This is a genomic window from Bifidobacterium sp. VU/mBH4 (B4) (assembly GCF_058199535.1).
On record NZ_JBVPQJ010000003.1, the window covers coordinates 149,130 to 166,629 of the forward strand.

The window sequence follows — 17,500 nt, forward strand, 5'->3', positions numbered from 1 at the left end:
GAGCATCTTCAGGAGGACAAAATGGTTATTAACAACCGTGGGGGAGCGATCGGAATGGATGCACTCGTGTTCCCCTCGAATGAGCGATCTCGTTGCATCAATGCTGAAAATCCGAACGGTGATAAAGGCAAGGCAGCCATGTCGGCCAGCCAGCTGGGTGTTGCGCGCAAGGGAACTCCCTGCTTGAAAAATATCGCTCCAGGGAGCCATACGGTTCTTGCGGACATTAAGGGATCAGGCATCATACGCCATATTTGGATGACCGTTACTGATTCGACCTCGCCCACAGGTCCCAATGTGCTGCGTAACCTGATATTGGAGTGCTACTGGGATGGCGAAGACAGTCCATCGGTCTGTTCGCCTCTTGGGGACTTCTTCTGTTGCGGTCATGCCCGAGCTTGCAGAGTTGAATCCATGCCGATGGCCGTCTATCCAAATAGGGGATTCAACTGCTTCTTTCCCATGCCGTTTCACAGTGAGGCTAGGATTATCCTGAGGAACGAGCATAACGAGGCGATTCCTGCTTTCTTCTATCAGATTGATTATGACGAGGTTGATGATCTTCCCACGGATGCCATGACTTTTCATGCGCAATGGCGGCGTCAGAAAATCACTCAATTGGCCCATGACTATACCATCCTTGACGGTGTAAGCGGCACTGGCTCGTATGTAGGAACATATTTGGCTTTGACAACTCTTGAGAGCCGTTGGTGGGGAGAGGGCGAGATCAAGATTTACCTTGATGGAGACGGCCAGTATCCTACATGGTGCTCAACTGGATGTGAGGACTATTTTGGTGGAGCTTGGAGTTTTGCGGCCCACGATGCCGACGGCAAGATGGTTGAACAGACCTACTGTGGGACTTATATGGGTTTCCCCTTCCGCTCAAGCAATCTGAGCAGCAAGCGTCAGAGCGAGTATTGGGATACATCCAGCCCGGTCATGCGTGGTTTGTATCGCTGGCACATCCCCGATCCCATTCATTTCAATCACGATATCCGTGTCACCGTCCAACAGATTGGTGTGGATGAAAATGGGTATTTCGAACGGCAGGATGATATAGCGAGCGTAGCCTATTGGTACCAGTGTGAACCCCACGATCCATTCGCAGATGAGATAACGCAGGTAACGGAGCGTGATCGGCGTCCTCGCTGATACTGAAAAGCGGCTGAACTGAGATTATGGCTAGTTCAGTCGCTTATTGTGCTCATTCGATGGTGGGAACTGATTGACGCTGGATCAGCAGCGGGTCTTGGAGCTTGACCTGCCCTGCAACATCTTGATTGCCCTCGATTGCCTTTGTCAGCATGTCTGATGCAGCTACACAAAGTGTATCCGGTGTTAGAGGCATCTCGGAGATGTGCAATGCTTTCAAGGTTTCGCTTGGGGTGTCAGCTGCGCAGGACATTACTGCTACGTCATCTGGTATGGATAGGCCGCTTTCTGCTATTCGACCTAAAACCGCATCCAAGACGACTGGTCTGATCTCGCTTATCAGACCATTGGCCTTATGCGTCGCCATAGCTTTGAGGACCCGATTCGCATATTGGGTTTGATTGGCTACTCCATTTGATATTTCATGAAACTCGGCATTATATTGGGCGGCCCATTTGCGCAAACTAGCTAGCAGGATGAGTCGGTATCCAGAGCGTCGACGATAATCCTGATCCGGGCCTTTGAGGAAAATCAAACGGCGGCGGCCCGCTTGAACCATGTTTTCGATGGCGATTCGACCCATCTTCTCAAAATCCAAATCAATACAGGCACAGTTTTCATGGCATCGGGGAAGGCCGATGGCCACGCATGGTCGTTTATATGTAGATGCCTGTGCAGCGCGAATATCATCATTCACAATATCCATAAGGACAACGCCATCTGCGAGATTTCCTAAGGTGACTCGGCGAATATCCTCTACACCATTTTCAGCAGTCAGTAGCAAGGAGTCATATCCGCGTAAATGCTCCTGGCGAGCGAATTCAATGAAATAGTCAGCATAGGCCGTACGGTTCTGCCCTAAACGAAGGGGAGCGCTAATAGCGACTATGTGTTTATGCTCTGCACGTAGCATGCGTGCACCTGCATTAGGTGTGTATCCCAGTTTTTTGACCGCGTCCATTATGCGTTGGTACGTGGTTGCAGATATTGGCCGCTTTCCTGAGAAAGCGTAGGAAACAGTGCTGACGGAAACCCCTGCCATTTTGGCGACATCGCGAATATCGGTCATGATTTCCTCTGGTATTGGATTTTAAGGCTACGACCGATGGCTTTTGGCACTCCGGTCGACTCTGCAAGTGCATGCAGTCAGCAATTCGAGGTCCACGTCGGTCCGCTGGAAGTGTCCATGATGGTGATACCACTTGCCGCAAGCTCTTCACGGATCTGATCAGCTAACTTGAAGTCCTTAGCCTTTCGGGCTCTTTCTCGACTATCGAGCCGCGCGCGTACCAACGTGTCCAACGCCTTTTCACATGAACCTGCTAATTGCGATCCACCGTTATGGTTCCACTGCTCCGATAAGGGGTCAAGGCCAAAGACATCCAACATGCCGCGCACGGACAGGAGAGCTTGGGAGACCTGGGTCATAGATGAATCTTTGTTGGCTCTTTTCGAGTTGCTTAGCTGATCCATGATTGTATTAGTGCGTCGAATTAGCGCGAATATAGATGCGAGGGCTTCTGAGACGTTGATGTCGTCATTCATGGCCTGCACAAAGTCCTCCGGCAGATCATCCGCGCCCAGTCCAGCCACGCGGGCACGCTCGGGCTGTGCGCCCAGGATCCGCCCGGCCCGGTCCACGAAGTTGCGGATGCGCTCGTAGGCGCCCTCGGCCTCCTGCAGGGACTGGTCGGACCATTCCAGCATGGACCGGTACTGCACCGAGACCAAGGCGTAGCGCACCACCCAGGCCGGATGCTGCGAAAGCACCTGGTCCACGGACAGCCCGTTGCCCAGGGACTTGCTCATCTTCTCGCCCTTCTGGGTCACCCAGGCCGTGTGCATCCACCGATGGGCGAACCCCCAGCCGGCTGCGTGCGACTGGGCCATCTCGTTCTCGTGGTGGGGGAAGCGCAGGTCCAGGCCGCCTCCGTGGATGTCGAACTCCGCGCCCAGATAGCGGTGGCTCATGGCCGAGCATTCCAGGTGCCAGCCCGGCCGACCTGTGCCGAAGGGTGTTTGCCAACGAGCCGTGGGTGGATCGGTGGGCTTGGGCGCTTTCCAAAGTGCGAAGTCGCGGGGGTCGCGCTTGCCGGGCTCCTCATCGGGGTCGGCAGCTTGCTCATCGGTGTCGATGCTGGGTCCCAGCCGGTCGTTGGCGGCGGCCTGTTCGTCAGCGGGCTGGGTGCCGGTCTGCTGGTGGGTCAGGGCACCATACTCGGGCCAGGAAGCCACGTCGAAGTAGACGTTGCCTGATGGGCGGCCCTGTTCGTCGGGCACCACATAGGCGTGGCCGCGGTCGATGATGCGCTGGATCAGGTCGATCATCTCGGGGATGTGCCCGGTGGCTCGGGGCTCGTAGGTGGGTGGCAGGGCTCCCATGGTCTCATAGGCATGGGTGAATTCGCGCTCGTAGATGTAGGCCCGCTCCCACCAGCGCTGGCCGTTGGCCGCCGCCTTGGTCAGGATTTTGTCGTCGATATCAGTCACGTTGCGGATCAGGGTCACCTGGTAGCCCAGCCTGAGCAGCCAGCGCCTGATCACGTCGAAGGCCAAGGTGGTCCTGATGTGGCCGATGTGGGGCGAGCTCTGCACCGTGGCCCCGCACACGTAGATGCCAACCTTGCCCGGTTCGATAGGCCGGAAGGGGGTCACCTGGTGATCAGCCGTGTCGTACAGACGCAGACCAGCTGCGGCGAGGCTGACTGAAGCCTTGGAATCATGCGGTTGCGAACTCGTATCCATATCCTTGAGCCTACCAAGGCTTGCTGACCGTCCAAGAGGAAATGCCGAGCCTGCAGACCCGGTCCGGCGGCATGTGTGCAAGAATGGAATCATGGCGAAACCTAGGGTGCTGATAGTCCAGCATGTGGATTGGGAGAAGCCGGGTCGCATTCTCGACAACCTCCAGGAGTGCGGGCTGGACACCGAGATCACCAATATCGTGGACGAGAAGAAGCCCAAGCTGCCGCGCTCGCCTGAGTTGGCGGGACTGGTCATCATGGGCGGGCCCATGTCGGCTGACGATTACGCGCATCACCCTGGACTCAAGGCTGAGACCAAGCTGGCTAAGGCTGCGATGGCTGCCAACAAGCCCATTCTGGGGATTTGCCTGGGTCATCAGATTCTGGCGCGGGCCCTGGGAGGCACCCTGATGCGGGACCAGGATCCCGAATACGGCATGGGGCCCATCCGGTGGGTGGGGCAGGACGACGACGTGGCCATGTGGAGCAAGAACACGGATGTGCTGCACTGGCACGCCGACCAGGTCACCCTCCCGCCGGGGGCCAAGCTTCTGGCCCGCTCCCAGGCAACCAAGGTTCAGGCTTTTCGGCTTGGATCGGCCTTGGGCCTGCAGTTCCACCTGGAGGTGACGGCGCCCATTTTCGAGGAGTGGATGCAGGTGCCGAGCATGGTCGGCACGATGAAGAAGTCCAAGATCGCTAAAATGCGCGAAGAATTTATCAAAGGGATGCCGCAGATGCAGCCCCTAGCCGATGCCATCTTTTCTGCCTTTGCGGCAAGGTGCTCAACCCAGGCCGCCCAGCTGGCCGCCGCCTGAGGCTACTCCAGCTCCTCCCCGATGATCAGCCACTCCTCCTCAAGCTGGTCCGACTGCTCGGTCAGATCCTTGAGTTTGCTGTTGAGCTCGTTGAGACCCTGATAGTCGCTGGGGTCATGCTCAGCCATCTGTCGCTCAAGATCCTTGCGTTGATCAGCCAGCTTGGCCAGCTTGCGTTCGATGGCAGAGGCCTGCTTGCTCAGATTGCGCTTGGCAACACGTTCGGCCTTGGCCTGGTTGTGATTCCCGGTCTCCTTGGCTGATGCCTGGCCCGGTGCATCCGCCGCTCCCCGGTCGGCCGATTCGACCATGTCCAGGTAGTCCTGGACACCGCCGGGCAGGTGAACCACCTTGCCGTTGATCAGGGCGAACTGCTGGTCGGTCACCCGCTCCAGCAGGTAGCGGTCGTGGGAGACCACGATCAGAGTGCCTGGCCACGAATCCAGCATGTCTTCCATGACGGCCAGCATGTCGGTATCCAGGTCGTTGCCAGGCTCGTCCATGACCAGCACATTGGGCTCGTCCAGCAGGATGAGCAGGAGCTGCATGCGGCGCTTCTGTCCGCCAGAGAGGTCGCCGATCCTGGTCATCAGCTGGGAGCTTTCAAAGCCCAAGCGCTCCATCAGCTGGCTGGGGGACACCTCCTTGCCCTCCACCAGATAGGTGGGCTTGTACCGGCTGAGGACCTCCTTGATCCGATAGCGACCCAGTTTCTCCAGCTCGTCCAGACGTTGGGTCAGCACCGCAAAGCGGACTGTCTTGCCCACCTTGACGTGTCCTGCTGTGGGAGCCACGCTGCCGTCGATCAGACCCAGCAGAGTGGACTTGCCGGCTCCGTTGGCGCCTACGATGCCGAATCGGTCGCCGGGGCCGATCAGCCAGGTCACGTCGTCCAGGACCTTGTGTCCGCTGATGGTGAAGGTGTCGGCCGCTGCAGTGCCCGGACGGTCCTTGCCGGGATCGGCGGCCACGGTCACTGATCCCATCAGAGGGCGCTCGGCATGGGGGGAGGGGACCCGGTCGTTCTGGTTTCCGTCGGCAACAGAGTCGGCCCCTGGATAGATCTTGGTCACGTCGACCAGGTCCACCACCTGCTTGCCCAGGCGGGAGGTGGCCATCCGCTTAAGCTCCAGGCTGTTGCGCATGGGTGGCACGTCGGCGATCAGCTCCTGCGCGGCCTTGACATGGAACTTCTGCTTGGTTGAGCGGGCCCGGGCGCCTCGGGTCAGCCAGGCCAGTTCCTTGCGGGCCAGGTTGCGGCGCTTGGTCTCGGCCAGATCCGCCTGGCGCTCGCGTTCCACCCGCTGGAGCATGTAGGCACTGTAGCCACCCTCAAAGGGGTCGATGGTGCCGTCGTGCACCTCCCACATGGAGCTGCAGACCTCGTCCAGGAACCAGCGGTCGTGGGTGACCAGCAGGAGGGCTCCGGAATTCTTGGCCCAGCGGTTCTTCAGATGCTCGGCCAGCCAGTGTATGGTGAGCAGGTCCAGATGATTGGTCGGCTCATCCAGGGCCAGGATGTCCCAATCCCGGAGGAGCAGCCGGGCCAGGTCCACCCTGCGGCGCTGACCGCCGGACAGGGTGCCCACCTTGGCCTCCAGCTCCATGCCCCCCAGAAGGGACTCGACGATTTCGCGGGATCTGGGGTCGGCAGCCCATTCGTAGTCTTGTCGATTCTCCAAGGCCGCCTTGCGGACCGTGTCTTCGTCCTTCAGAGGATCACGCTGGTCCAGCATGCCGAAGGTGAGTCCATTGCGCATGGTCACCCGGCCCTGGTCAGGTTCCTGGCTGCCTTTCAGCAGGTGCAGCAGGGTGGATTTGCCGTCGCCGTTTCGGCCCACGATGCCGATCCGATCACCCTCGAAGATACCCTGTGTCACATCCGTAAAGATGGTTTTGGTGGCGAAGGATAGAGCGACGTGTTCCAGACCGAGATCATAGATGGGCATGATTCCCCAATCTACCGCCAACCTTGGATGGAATGAGCTGTGGGCTTTTCAGAGGGAGGGGGTTTATTGGTCCTGGTCGTTCTCCTGGTCACGCTGACGAATTCTGTCCAGGTAACCGGTTCCGTCCGCATCGGTGATAGGTCGTAGGACGGTGCAGGGGTTGCCGACCGCAACTACCTGATCCGGTATGTCATGGGTGACGACAGACCCCGCTCCGATGACGGCTCCACGGCCAATCCGCACTCCTCCCAGGACGACTACGTGGCCGCCCAGCCAGGCTCCCTGGCAGATTTTGATGGGTCGGGCCTGGCAGGCGCCAGCCTTTCGCTCTTCATAGTCCAGGGCATGGTTGGTGCAGAAGAGCCCTGCGCCGGGGCCTATCCACACGTTCCTGCCTATGGTGATCGGAGCGTTGTCCAGCATGACGGCTCCATAATTGATCAGCGTCTGGCTGCCAATTCGTATGTTGCAACCGACTTCGCATCTGAAGTCCGGATTGATGACGACATCCTGCCCTATCTGGCCCAGCAGGTCTTCCAGAATCCGTCGACGTTCCTGCTTCTGTCCGGGGCCGGTCCTGTTGTATTCCAGGAAGAGGTTCTCGGCCCGTTCCCTTTGGCGATCGATGTCGGGATGGGTGTCCTGATAGACCTGGCCGGATATCATCCGCTTCCATTCGATTCGGCCGGTCCGGCTCATTCCTGCCGTCACATCGTCAGTCATGCGCACCACCTTCCATGATTACAGGATGAGTCAGCGGCCGGTGATCTGGGAGCCCAGCACCTTCTCGCTCAGAGCCCGGGGACCCCGGGTGACGGCCACGGCACCCGACCGGACCAGCTCGATGATGCCAAAGGGTCGCAGCAGCCGCAGCAGGGCCTCGAGTTTGCCCTCGGCCCCGGTGGCCTCGATGGTCAGGGACTCGGGATGGACGTCGACCACGCGCACGCGGAAGAGTTTGACGATCTCCAGCACATCGGAGCGGTTGCGTTCGTTGGCTTTGACCTTGATCATGACCAGTTCGCGTTCCACGGCCTCGTCGCCCTTGAGTTCGACGATCTTGAGGACATGCAGGAGCTTGTTGAGCTGCTTGATGATCTGTTCCAGAGGGACGGCTTCCACATCTGCTGTGACCGTGATCCGGGAGATGTCGTCTCGCTCAGTGGACGAGACGGACAGGGAGTTGATGTTGAAGGCGCGCCGGGCGAACAGGCCGGCCACCCTGGCCAGGACGCCGGGGCGGTTCTCGACCAGGACGGAAAGGGTGTGCCGTTCGGAACCGGGCTTGGATGCTGGATAATTGGCCATGTGGTGCCCCTTTCCTACTTGTTCATGCGACCGGCGGCGTCGCTGGCCATGGCTGCCCGGTCGGCTCCGGTCTGCTCATGCGGCTCGGGCTGCTCCTGCTCAGGACGGATGCCGGCCAGGGGCTGCACGCCCGGCTTGTAGATGATGGTGTCGTTGGAGGCGCCTGCCGGGACCATGGGCCATACCATGGCATCCTTCCAGACGCGGAAGTCGATCAGGACCGGTCGGTCGGTCACTGCGTTGGCCTTATCGATGGCCTCCAGGGCCTGTTCCTGGGTAAAGGCCCGCAGTCCCAGGCAGCCATAGGCCTCGGCCAGTTTGACGAAGTCGGGGATGCCGTTGCCGTCTGTGGGCTTGGCGCCACCGTCCTCCAGGTTGGTCTGGGAGTAGTGGCTGCCGTAGAAGAGGGTCTGCCACTGACGGACCATGCCGTAGACCGAGTTGTTGAGTATGGCGATGCGGATGGGCAGTCCCGCCTGCCCGGCCGTGGCCAGCTCCTCGGAGGTCATCTGGAAGGAGCCGTCCCCGTCGATCAGCCAGACGGGCCGCGGATCCTCCTCTTCCCTGGTGCCGATGGCTGTTCCTATCGCGGCGGGCAGACCGTAGCCCATGGTCCCCAGCCCGCAGGAGGAGACCCAGGAGCGGGTGCGTTCAAAGTCGATGAACTGGCTGGCCCACATCTGGTGCTGACCCACGCCGGACACCCAGATGGTATCCGGATCGGCCTTGTTGCTCAGGGTCTGGACCACCCACTGGGGGGCCAGGGTGCCGTCCGGGCTGGGCTCAAAGGTGGTGGGGTAGTCGTGCCGCCAGCCGTCGATCAGCCGCCACCAGGGCTTGAGGTCGGGCTTGCCCCAGGTGCGTTGGGCTGCTTTGAGCGCCGGAATCAGATCGTCCAGCACCTGGCCCACGTCCCCGACGATGGGTACATCAGCCTGCCGGTTCTTGCCGATTTCGGCCGGGTCGATGTCGATGTGGATGACCCGGGCCACCGGGGCGAAGTCCTCCAGGCTGCCGGTCACCCTGTCGTCGAAGCGAGTGCCCACGGCCACCAGCAGGTCGGAGTGCTGGATGGCCCCGTTGGCGGCCACCGTGCCGTGCATGCCGGGCATTCCCAGAACAGCTGGGTCGGAGTCGGGTACGATGCCTCGCGCAGGCAGGGTGGTGACCATGGGGGCACCGGTAGCTCGGACGAGTTCTTGGACCTGCCGACGGGCGTCGGACCGGACTGCGCCGCCGCCCACATAGAGGACCGGTCTGTGCGACTGGACCAGGAGCCGGGCGGCATCGTCCAGGACGTGCCCGTGGGCCCGCGTCACCGGGTTGTAGCCGGGCAGGATCATCTCCTGGGGCCAGGAGTAAAGCATTTTGCCGTTCTGGGCCGTCTTGCTCAGGTCCACCACCACCGGGCCGGGCCTTCCCGAGCGGGCGATGTGGTAGGCCTCGGTCATGACCCGGGGGATGTCCTGGGCCTTGGTCACCAGATAGGAGTGTTTGGCCACCGGGTAGGTGATGCCGACGATGTCGGCCTCCTGGAAGGCATCGGTGCCGATGGAGTCCACGCCCACCTGGCCGGTCACCACTACCAGGGGAACCGAGTCCATCATGGCATCGGCTATGGGGGTGACCATGTTGGTGGCCCCGGGTCCGGAGGTCACCAGGCAGACCCCCACCTTGCCCGTGGAGACGGCGTAGCCCTCGGCTGCGTGGCCGGCTGCCTGCTCGTGGCGGGTCAGTGTGAAGTTGAAGCGCACTTGCTCGTCAATGGCGTCGTAGGCGGGCAGAATAGCGCCTCCTGGAACGCCGAAGACCTGGGTGACCCCCAGATCCTCCAGGGACCGAATCAGCGCCTGGGCTCCCGTCATGGGCTCGCCCTGGGCGGGGACATCCTTGTCGTCATGGTCCCAGTTCTTGGGTACCGAGCTGAATGCTTGCAGAGGTGTCGGCAGACTCATGTTTCCTCTCGACCTCCAGACTGCGCGCCGACCTGCGGCCGTGCATGTCGAAATACGAACCTGTCGGAGCGTCGGCGGGGTGGGCGGACGAATCCCGATCAGGAGGAGGCACCTGTGCTGTTCGTGACGGCGTGCCTCCAGGTTATGCCCATAGTCTAAACAGGGGTCTGGTCGGGGCGTTGGCGCAGTACCGCATGCCGGAATTCCGTCTGAGATCTCAGGAGGATTGCTCGGCGCGCAGGGTCGCAAGCAGATCCTGGTCGTCCAGCCGATTCCACCCTTGGGCGGCAGCAGCCAGCTGGGCCTTTCGCTTGCTGCTGGCCTGGCCCTTGCCGATCACGGTCCCGCCGTCCTCCAGGCGCAGTTCGGCGGTGAAGACCTGAGCGTATTCCGGCCCGGAGACCGTCATGGCGTACCGGGGCTCGCCCAAGCCCAGCTTGTGGGCCTTGACGGTGATCGAGGTCTTCCAATCCAGTGCCGGTCCCTCAGTGGCCACTTCGGCCAGGGTGTCGTCAAGAATGGTATGGACGGTGGTCCTGGCCCCCTCGATGCCGTGCTCCACGAAGACCGACCCGATCAGCGATTCGACGGTGTCGCAGAGTATGGAGTCCTTGTCAGCCCCGCCGTTTTCGCTCTCTCCCCGGCCCAGAAGAATATACCGCCCCAGGTGCAGTTTCTCCCGGGCGATGGCCGACAGGGCCTCCTCGGAGACCGCTTTGGCCCGCATCTTGGCCAACTGGCCCTCGGTCATGTCTGGATGAACCTTGTACAGGGTCTCGGTGGCCACCAGTTCCAGAACCGCGTCGCCCAGGAACTCCAACCGTTCGTTGTTGGGCATGCCCGGGTGCTCATGGGCGAAGGAGCGATGGGTCAGGGCGTGCACCAGCAGCTCCGGGCTGATCCTGCCGCCCAGGGCCTGGAAGAGCTCCTCAGCCGCCTGGTTGCCGGGATTCGCCTGCTCCTGTTCCTCCTGCTGCATATGGTCTTCCTGATCCTTCCTGGAGTGCCCTGTCTGCATGGCCCCTCTCGCTTTCTCGGCCTTGCCGTCTGATGATATGGAAAAACCCCTGCCACCCGTCGATGGCCGGGGTTCTCTCATTGCGTGTCGATCGCTTATCGGCTCACTTGCTGAACTGCGAACGAATGGCGTCGCGGTAGACGCGCCCGCGGTACATGCCGCAGCTGGGGCATGCCATGTGCGGCAGCGCAGGAGCCCCGCAGTTGGGGCAGGTCACCGTAGCGGCGGCCTGGGTCTTCCAGTTGGCGCGCCGGGAATGGGTGTTGGCGCGCGAGGTCTTGTACTTTGGCAGTGCCATATTGTCCTCTGTTTCGATCGAATACTTCGAGCTTAAGCGTAGAGCAGTCTACCGCAACCTCCGGTCATTCGCCAGCCTGGCCGTTGTTGCCGGGGTTCTCCTCCTGCTCCAGACGCTGCTTGAGTCCCTCCAGGGCCGCCCAGCGGTCGTCCATTATCTCGTGGTGGTGATCGGGATGGTCGTTCAGATCCATGCCGCACTGGGGGCACAGGCCTCGGCAGTCGGGTCGGCACAGGGGTTGCAGGGGCAGGGCCTCCACCAGGGTGTCACGCAGCAGGGCTTCCAAGTCCATGAAAGCGCCCCCGCTGGCCAGAGGATAGGTCTGGCCGCTGGCCTCCTCCTGCTCGGCCAGAATCTCCTCCTTGCCATGGGTTGGCTCCGGTTCGGGATCCTTGTAGGGGAAGAAGACCACCGGATCGTCCTGGATGCTGGTATCCACAGGCCTCAGGCAGCGGGTGCATTCGGTCTTCAGCGGCACGCTGATGTGGGCCTGCAACAAGAGTCCATCCACCAGGGAGTCGATGTCGCCCTCCACATGCACGGGTGTTCCTGCCGGGATGCCCACTACCTGGTCGCCGATGCCCTCCGGAGCTGGAAAATCGCGGTCCACCCGGGTGCTCTGCCCTGCCCGCGTTGACACCTGGGCCACTGAAACCGCCCAGGGGGAATCCTCCGGTCTGCTCATCCCTGAGTCTCCTTTCCCTGATCCGAGGCTGACGCGTTCATGCTACGCGCTGCCTCCTGCTCACGCTGGTGGAGAACCTCCAGGCCGGCACGCACATCCTGGCTCATCTTGCCCAGCTGGGTGTCAAGCTCGCCCATGACCTGGGCGGCATACCCATCGGCCCCCTGCACCAGGCGGTCCGCCCGGGCCTGGGCCGTGTCGATGATGGTCTGGGCCTTCTGCCGGGCTATGGCCACCACATTCTCCTGGCCTGCCAGGAAGCGGGCCTGCTCGCCGGCCTCCTTGACGATGTCTGCAGCCCGGCTCTGGGCGTCGGATATGGTGGCGTTGGCCTGGGTCTGAGCCGTGTTCAGCCGACGTTCCGCCTCCCTCATGAGCGCCGAGGCCCGCTCCAGCTGCACTGGCAGCATTTTCTTGAGCTCATTGAGGTCGTCGGCCAGCTCATCTCGGTCCACCTTGACCAGTCCCGGACTGAAAATGGGGGCCTTGGCCTCATCAAGCATGGCCTGGATCCGATCGATAATGTCATAGACGGTGGTGAATTCCGATCGGGGGTTCCCGCTCTCGTTGCGGTCCTCCTGCAGGTCGGGCAGGTCCTTCATGTCGACTGCGGACCTGGGAGCGCTCGCTCTGGTCGAGTCGTCGATAGGCTCGTCATCGTCCCTTTCCTGGGTCTGCTCGTTCATCATTGGCTCTTTTCCGTGTGCGGTGTGTCCCTGTGCAAGGTGTCTATCAGTGCATCCACGACGCTGTCGGGGACCATGCCGGTGATGTCTCCTCCATGTCTGGCCACGTCCTTGACGATGGTGCTGGAAATGTGCTCCCGCACCGGATCGGCAGGCAGGAAGAGCGTTTCCACCCCGGACAGCTTGCGATTGACCAGGGCCATGCCCAGCTCGGCCTCATAGTCCCCGTTCTGCCTGAGTCCCTTGACGATGACTGAGGCCCCCACCTTGCGGCAGTAGTCGGTGATCAGGCCATCGGTAGAGGCTACGGTGATGTTCGGGTATCCGTCCTCGTCCAGGGCCCGGCGGATCATGGCCACCCGCTCCTGTTCGCTGAACATGGGGGTCTTGGCAGCGTTGACGGCCACAACCACGTGGACCGTCTCGAAGAAGCAGGCGCAGCGTTCGATCACATCCATGTGGCCGGAGGTGACCGGATCGTATGAGCCAGGGCATACAGCGATAGTCATGATTCTCAGCGTAGCGCGTCATAGGGAGCGAACGTGCAGCTCGCCGCCGTACCATGGATGTCATGACTGCAAGCAAGAGCATTCGCATGGAGGATCCGGAGCGGGAGCAGAACCCCGACCAGGGCACTGGCACGGCCGTGCTGGACCGTCCGGACACTGAGACCGCCGAGAAAACCCGGCTGAACGATCAGGGCGATGCCGACCGGTTCGCCCACTACGTCTCCCGTGAGCGCATCGCCGAGTCCAAGCTGACCGGCCGACCGGTCGTGGCCCTCTGCGGCAAGGTCTGGGTGCCCAAGCATGACCCCTCCCAGTATCCGGTCTGCCCGGACTGCAAGCGCATCTACGAGCAGATGACCGGCGGCAGCCACTGAGCGCTACTGAACGGTCCAGGCTGCTTCAGGACTGCTTGTCCAAGGCGATCCGGTCGATCATCTCCAGTTCTTCCTGGCTGAAGTCGGCCGACTGGACGGCCTTGAGATTGTCCAGGATCTGCTCGGGCTTGGAGGCGCCGATGAGCACTGAGGTGACAGCGGGGTCCCTGAGCAGCCAGGCCAGGGCCATTTCTGCCAGACTCTGGCCGCGTTGGTGGGCCAGATCGTTCAAATCCTGAATCTGCTTCAGCCGCTGGGGGGTCAACGCAGACTCCTTGAGGAAGCGGCCGTCGGCACGAATCCGGCTGTCCTCGGGAATCCCGTGCAGGTAGCGATCGGTCAGCAGCCCCTGGGCCAGCGGGCTGAAAGTGATCAGTCCCTTCTTCTCTTTCATCACGGCCTCTTTGAGCCCGTTGTCCTCGATGGTTCTGTCGAAGATGGAGTAGCGGTTCTGGTTGATGATGAAGGGGACGTGCATCTCGGTCAGGATGGCCGCAGCCCGTGCCATGGTCGGCCCGTCGTAGTTGGACAGTCCCAGGTAGAGGGCCTTGCCGCTGGTGACCGCCTGGGCCAGGGCGCCCATGGTCTCTTCAAGAGGCGTGTCCGGGTCGGGGCGGTGGTGGTAGAAGATGTCCACATAGTCAAGTCCCAGCCGTTTCAGGCTCTGGTCCAGTCCGGACAGCAGATGCTTGCGTGAGCCGAGGTTTCCGTAAGGGCCAGGCCACATTTCATAGCCGGCCTTGGTGGAGATGACCAGCTCCTGGCGGTGGTGACTGAAGCATCGGCGCAGGATGATCCCCATGTTGCGCTCGGCGGCGCCCGGTTCAGGGCCGTAGTTGTCGGCCAGGTCGAAGTGGGTGATGCCGTGGTCGAAGGCTGTCGTGCATAGTTCCTGCATGCGATCCAGGGGCGTGGTGTCGCCGAAGTTGTGCCAGCAGCCCAGGCAGATGGGTGGCAGTTTCAGACCGCTGTCGCCGCAGGGCCGGTAGGTTGTGGCATCGTACCGGCTCGGGTCGGGCTGGTAGGTTTCGGATTGCGTGTTCATCAGATGCTCCTCACTAAGGTGGGCAGGACCGGTTCGCCCTTCATCAGGCTGAGTGCGTTGATGGGCATCTCCTCCAGGGCCTTGGCCCGGTGCTCCCGGGCATCCAGGACTGCCTGCTCACCCTGGAACTCCGGCCTGCTCTGGCCATGGTCCACATAGGTGACCAGCAGATCCCGCCAGTCCTGCTGGGGCGTAAAGGCTGCCAGCGCATCCTCAGCACCCGAGATGACGTGCTCGGCGTCGGCCACCCCGTTGTGGTAGGAGCGGTAGGCCAGCTTGCGTCCCGGTACCGAGGCCTTGCCCACCGACTTCTTGGCGACGGCCTGCATGACACCGTCGGAGTTCTCGCGCTCGGTCAGTTTGTAGACCATGGCACAAGTGGGGGCTCCCGAACCGGTGACCAGCATGGTGCCCACCCCGTAGGAGTCCACCGGGGCGTCCTGCAGGGAAGCGATGGCATACTCGTCCAGATCATTGGTGACGGTGATGGTGGCTTTGGTGGCTCCCAAGGAGTCCAGCTGGGCGCGGACCTGCTGGGCCAGCGAGCCCAGGTCTCCGGAGTCGATGCGGACCCCGCCGAGTTCAGGTCCGGCCACCTCGACGGCTGTCCTGACGGCCTCCTCGATGGAGTAGGTGTCGGTCAGCAGGGTGGTCCCCTTGCCCAGGGCCTGGATCTGCCCCTGGAAGGCCTCGCGCTCGTTGTCATGCAGGAGGGTGAAGGAGTGGGCTGCGGTTCCGATGGCCTTGAAGCCGTATCGCTTGGCCGCCAGCAGGTTTGAGGTCCCTTGGAATCCGCCGACTATGGCCGCTCTGGCCGCCGCCACGGCTGCGTATTCGTTGGCCCGGCGCGCGCCCATGTCCATGCAGGGCCGGCCCTTGGCCGCGGTGACCATGCGGGAGGCGGCCGAGGCTACGGCCGAGTCGTAGTTGAGTATGGACAGGATCAGGGTCTCCAGCAGGGTGCACTCGCCGAAGCTGCCTTCGACCTGCAGTAAGGGGGAGTCGGGGAAGAATATCTCGCCCTCCCGGTAGCCGCGGATGGTTCCGGTGAAGCGGAAGTGTTCCAACCAGTCGATGGTGGTCTGGCTGACGATGTGACGGTCGGACAGGAAGCGAAGCTCGTCCTCGCTGAGGTGGAAATCCGCCAGCGCATCCAGAATCCGCCCAGTGCCTGCCACCACTCCGTAGCGGCGCCCCGCCGGCAGGTGTCGGGTGTATACCTCGAAGACGGATCGCCGCCCGGCCGTGCCGTCCTGCAGGGCGGCATCCAGCATGGTGTATTCATACATGTCGGTCATCAGAGCCGTAGAGGTTCCAGTGTCCTTGCTATTGTTTTCAGCGTTCATATCTTCCCCTTTGTGGGTGGAAAAGCCCTTGGTTGGCCCCCAGTCTAATCCTCTGCCGACCTACTGGCTCGCCCTGCCCTCCCAAGGTCGGGCTAAGCTGATCCGCATGAGATTCGTCGTGGGCATCTACCGATTGCTGATCGCCTTTTTCTGCCTGGGCGGCACCTACGAGGCCTGGCTGCTGGGAATCGGCAACAAGTGGGTCTATTTTACCTTCCAGACCAATATCGCCCTGGGTCTGGTCATGCTCTGGGCCGGAGCGGCCACCCTGCTCAAGGGCATCCAGCCTCCCGCCTGGCTCAAAGGATGTCTGACGCTCTACATCGTCATCACCGGGCTGGTGGCCATCCTGGTTCTGGGGCTGAACAGCACGGACTACCAGCTGGTCCTGGGCATCCGGACCACATGGATGATTCACGTCATCAGCCCCATCCTGGCATCGGTGGACTTCCTCTTGTTCGACCCTCATCGTCGTTTCCACTGGCACAACGTGCTGACCTGGCTGATCTATTTCCCCTTCTACGTAGCCTTTGTGCTGATCAGGGCCGCCATCTGGCCCCATTCGGGACCGGAGCCGGGCGGTAACCCTTATCCCTATGCCTTCTTGGACCTCGGGCACTTGGGATGGGCCCAGTTGACGGTCAACATGGCTGAGTACCTGGTTGTTTTCTTCGCCCTGTCGCTGGTCATCTTCCTGATTGATCGCATTCTGCCGGCCAAGACACCGCTGACCATTGATCGGTAGACGGTTGACGGAATAATAGGGACCAGACCAGGGGAGCCTGGGCGGAACGGGAAAGGATCATCACTGATGGTTGCTATCAAGGACATGCTCCAGGAGGGTGCCGTGCTGCGGCCTGACGGCAGGGCGGCTGATGAGTTGCGACCGGTCGTCATCACCAGGCATTGGACGGAGGCTCCCGAGGGATCGGTGCTGATCGAGTGCGGCAAGACCCGGGTCATGTGCACGGCCTCCTTCACGCCGACGCTGCCCCGTTGGCGCAAGGACTCCGGCCTGGGCTGGGTCACGGCCGAGTATGCCATGCTCCCCAGGGCCACCAGCGACCGGACTGCACGCGAGTCAGTCCGAGGAAAGGTCGGCGGCCGCACCCAGGAGATCAGCCGGCTGATAGGCCGTTGCCTGCGCGGTGTGGTGGATATGAAGGCCCTGGGCGAGAATCAGATCCAGCTGGACTGCGATGTGCTTCAGGCCGATGGCGGCACCCGTACAGCCTCGGTCACCGGCGCCTATGTGGCCATGGTCGACGCCCTCAGATGGGCCCAGGACCACCATCACATCCGCAGTGCCGACAAGGTGACCAAGGATTGCGTCTCGGCCGTCTCGGTGGGCATCATCGATGGCAAGCCCATGCTTGACCTTCCCTATCTGGAGGACAGCAGGGCCATGACCGATATGAACGTGTCCATGACCGGCTCCGGCGATTTCATTGAGATACAGGGAACGGCGGAGCATCGTCCCTTCAATCGTCAGGAGCTTGGCATCTTGCTGGACCTGGCATCCAAAGGAAACAAGGAGCTTCAGGCCGCTCAGCGCAAGGCTCTGGCATCTGACTGACGTCCAAGGTAGACATTTTCAGCGAGGAGGATCG

Annotated in this window: 18 protein-coding genes; 5 read left to right on the forward strand and 13 right to left on the reverse strand. The window is 61.6% G+C overall.

Going from position 1 to position 17,500, the window contains the following annotated elements; genetic code table 11:
* The first annotated feature begins 21 nt into the window (after positions 1-21).
* Positions 22-1,155 carry a glycoside hydrolase family 172 protein gene (locus AC0AII_RS05260; RefSeq protein WP_490446459.1) on the forward strand — a complete coding sequence of 378 codons (1,134 nt, stop codon included), beginning with the start codon at positions 22-24 and terminating at the stop codon, positions 1,153-1,155.
* 52 nt (positions 1,156-1,207) lie between these two features.
* Here AC0AII_RS05260 and AC0AII_RS05265 read toward each other — a convergent pair whose 3' ends face one another.
* Together AC0AII_RS05265 and cysS are read right to left on the reverse strand one after the other, a co-directional pair.
* A complete protein-coding gene (locus AC0AII_RS05265; protein ID WP_045923952.1) occupies positions 1,208-2,224 on the reverse strand; it encodes a LacI family DNA-binding transcriptional regulator in 1,017 nt (338 codons plus the stop codon).
* A 77-nt stretch (positions 2,225-2,301) separates the two neighbouring features.
* Entirely contained in the window at positions 2,302-3,900 is a 1,599-nt protein-coding gene (cysS, locus tag AC0AII_RS05270) for a cysteine--tRNA ligase (RefSeq protein ID WP_490446375.1), read from the reverse strand.
* A 91-nt stretch (positions 3,901-3,991) separates the two neighbouring features.
* On the opposite strand from cysS, the gene AC0AII_RS05275 reads away from it, so the two are divergent.
* The gene (locus AC0AII_RS05275; protein WP_490446376.1) at positions 3,992-4,717 is read left to right on the forward strand and encodes a type 1 glutamine amidotransferase; all 726 of its coding nucleotides are present in this window, start codon (positions 3,992-3,994) and stop codon (positions 4,715-4,717) included.
* Positions 4,718-4,719: 2 nt separating this feature from the next.
* On the opposite strand, the gene AC0AII_RS05280 is transcribed toward AC0AII_RS05275, so the two are convergent.
* From AC0AII_RS05280 to coaD, 9 genes are all read right to left on the reverse strand, one after another.
* Complete coding sequence (locus AC0AII_RS05280) at positions 4,720-6,666, reverse strand: ABC-F family ATP-binding cassette domain-containing protein (RefSeq protein WP_490446377.1); 1,947 nt, start codon at positions 6,664-6,666, stop codon at positions 4,720-4,722.
* A gap of 63 nt (positions 6,667-6,729) precedes the next feature.
* Entirely contained in the window at positions 6,730-7,389 is a 660-nt protein-coding gene (locus AC0AII_RS05285) for a sugar O-acetyltransferase (RefSeq protein ID WP_490446378.1), read from the reverse strand.
* A gap of 30 nt (positions 7,390-7,419) precedes the next feature.
* Positions 7,420-7,974, reverse strand: a complete 555-nt coding sequence (gene ilvN / locus AC0AII_RS05290; protein WP_015021375.1) for an acetolactate synthase small subunit — start codon at positions 7,972-7,974, stop codon at positions 7,420-7,422.
* Positions 7,975-7,988: 14 nt separating this feature from the next.
* Entirely contained in the window at positions 7,989-9,929 is a 1,941-nt protein-coding gene (locus tag AC0AII_RS05295; protein ID WP_198189623.1) for an acetolactate synthase large subunit, read from the reverse strand.
* 217 nt (positions 9,930-10,146) lie between these two features.
* Positions 10,147-10,908: a ribonuclease III gene (rnc, locus tag AC0AII_RS05300; RefSeq protein WP_490446379.1), complete on the reverse strand. Its 762-nt coding sequence runs from the start codon at positions 10,906-10,908 to the stop codon at positions 10,147-10,149.
* 142 nt (positions 10,909-11,050) lie between these two features.
* Complete coding sequence (rpmF, locus tag AC0AII_RS05305) at positions 11,051-11,245, reverse strand: 50S ribosomal protein L32 (protein WP_015021378.1); 195 nt, start codon at positions 11,243-11,245, stop codon at positions 11,051-11,053.
* A gap of 64 nt (positions 11,246-11,309) precedes the next feature.
* Positions 11,310-11,930 carry a YceD family protein gene (locus tag AC0AII_RS05310; RefSeq protein WP_144085334.1) on the reverse strand — a complete coding sequence of 207 codons (621 nt, stop codon included), beginning with the start codon at positions 11,928-11,930 and terminating at the stop codon, positions 11,310-11,312.
* Positions 11,927-12,619 carry an SPFH domain-containing protein gene (locus AC0AII_RS05315; protein ID WP_490446380.1) on the reverse strand — a complete coding sequence of 231 codons (693 nt, stop codon included), beginning with the start codon at positions 12,617-12,619 and terminating at the stop codon, positions 11,927-11,929. The genes AC0AII_RS05310 and AC0AII_RS05315 overlap by 4 nt, the downstream gene beginning before the upstream one ends.
* Positions 12,616-13,125, reverse strand: coding sequence for a pantetheine-phosphate adenylyltransferase (coaD, locus tag AC0AII_RS05320; protein WP_045923959.1), 510 nt, complete (start codon positions 13,123-13,125; stop codon positions 12,616-12,618). Before coaD ends, AC0AII_RS05315 begins: the two co-directional genes overlap by 4 nt.
* Before the next feature lie 62 nt (positions 13,126-13,187).
* On the opposite strand from coaD, the gene AC0AII_RS05325 reads away from it, so the two are divergent.
* The gene (locus AC0AII_RS05325) at positions 13,188-13,499 is read left to right on the forward strand and encodes a DUF3039 domain-containing protein (protein WP_024627652.1); all 312 of its coding nucleotides are present in this window, start codon (positions 13,188-13,190) and stop codon (positions 13,497-13,499) included.
* A 25-nt stretch (positions 13,500-13,524) separates the two neighbouring features.
* Here AC0AII_RS05325 and AC0AII_RS05330 read toward each other — a convergent pair whose 3' ends face one another.
* Together AC0AII_RS05330 and AC0AII_RS05335 are read right to left on the reverse strand one after the other, a co-directional pair.
* Entirely contained in the window at positions 13,525-14,544 is a 1,020-nt protein-coding gene (locus AC0AII_RS05330) for an aldo/keto reductase (RefSeq protein ID WP_490446381.1), read from the reverse strand.
* Positions 14,544-15,890, reverse strand: coding sequence for a nicotinate phosphoribosyltransferase (locus AC0AII_RS05335; RefSeq protein ID WP_490446382.1), 1,347 nt, complete (start codon positions 15,888-15,890; stop codon positions 14,544-14,546). The genes AC0AII_RS05330 and AC0AII_RS05335 overlap by 1 nt, the downstream gene beginning before the upstream one ends.
* A 106-nt stretch (positions 15,891-15,996) precedes the next feature.
* Here AC0AII_RS05335 and AC0AII_RS05340 point away from each other — a divergent pair, with 106 nt between their 5' ends.
* Positions 15,997-16,635: a Pr6Pr family membrane protein gene (locus tag AC0AII_RS05340; RefSeq protein ID WP_198199192.1), complete on the forward strand. Its 639-nt coding sequence runs from the start codon at positions 15,997-15,999 to the stop codon at positions 16,633-16,635.
* Positions 16,636-16,701: 66 nt separating this feature from the next.
* Entirely contained in the window at positions 16,702-17,466 is a 765-nt protein-coding gene (rph, locus tag AC0AII_RS05345; RefSeq protein WP_024627656.1) for a ribonuclease PH, read from the forward strand.
* Positions 17,467-17,500 lie beyond the last annotated feature (34 nt).

Bases quoted from the DNA above. Each gene is read 5' to 3' on its own strand.
- rnc (WP_490446379.1), bottom strand. From the start codon at position 10,908: ATGCAGCAGGAGGAACAGGAGCAGGCGAATCCCGGCAACCAGGCGGCT.
- AC0AII_RS05265 (WP_045923952.1), bottom strand. From the start codon at position 2,224: ATGACCGATATTCGCGATGTCGCCAAAATGGCAGGGGTTTCCGTCAGC.
- rph (WP_024627656.1), top strand. From the start codon at position 16,702: ATGGTTGCTATCAAGGACATGCTCCAGGAGGGTGCCGTGCTGCGGCCT.
- AC0AII_RS05330 (WP_490446381.1), bottom strand. From the start codon at position 14,544: ATGAACACGCAATCCGAAACCTACCAGCCCGACCCGAGCCGGTACGAT.
- AC0AII_RS05285 (WP_490446378.1), bottom strand. From the start codon at position 7,389: ATGACTGACGATGTGACGGCAGGAATGAGCCGGACCGGCCGAATCGAA.
- AC0AII_RS05295 (WP_198189623.1), bottom strand. From the start codon at position 9,929: ATGAGTCTGCCGACACCTCTGCAAGCATTCAGCTCGGTACCCAAGAAC.
- cysS (WP_490446375.1), bottom strand. From the start codon at position 3,900: ATGGATACGAGTTCGCAACCGCATGATTCCAAGGCTTCAGTCAGCCTC.
- ilvN (WP_015021375.1), bottom strand. From the start codon at position 7,974: ATGGCCAATTATCCAGCATCCAAGCCCGGTTCCGAACGGCACACCCTT.
- AC0AII_RS05275 (WP_490446376.1), top strand. From the start codon at position 3,992: ATGGCGAAACCTAGGGTGCTGATAGTCCAGCATGTGGATTGGGAGAAG.
- AC0AII_RS05340 (WP_198199192.1), top strand. From the start codon at position 15,997: ATGAGATTCGTCGTGGGCATCTACCGATTGCTGATCGCCTTTTTCTGC.
- AC0AII_RS05335 (WP_490446382.1), bottom strand. From the start codon at position 15,890: ATGAACGCTGAAAACAATAGCAAGGACACTGGAACCTCTACGGCTCTG.
- AC0AII_RS05260 (WP_490446459.1), top strand. From the start codon at position 22: ATGGTTATTAACAACCGTGGGGGAGCGATCGGAATGGATGCACTCGTG.
- AC0AII_RS05280 (WP_490446377.1), bottom strand. From the start codon at position 6,666: ATGCCCATCTATGATCTCGGTCTGGAACACGTCGCTCTATCCTTCGCC.
- rpmF (WP_015021378.1), bottom strand. From the start codon at position 11,245: ATGGCACTGCCAAAGTACAAGACCTCGCGCGCCAACACCCATTCCCGG.
- coaD (WP_045923959.1), bottom strand. From the start codon at position 13,125: ATGACTATCGCTGTATGCCCTGGCTCATACGATCCGGTCACCTCCGGC.
- AC0AII_RS05325 (WP_024627652.1), top strand. From the start codon at position 13,188: ATGACTGCAAGCAAGAGCATTCGCATGGAGGATCCGGAGCGGGAGCAG.
- AC0AII_RS05310 (WP_144085334.1), bottom strand. From the start codon at position 11,930: ATGAGCAGACCGGAGGATTCCCCCTGGGCGGTTTCAGTGGCCCAGGTG.
- AC0AII_RS05315 (WP_490446380.1), bottom strand. From the start codon at position 12,619: ATGATGAACGAGCAGACCCAGGAAAGGGACGATGACGAGCCTATCGAC.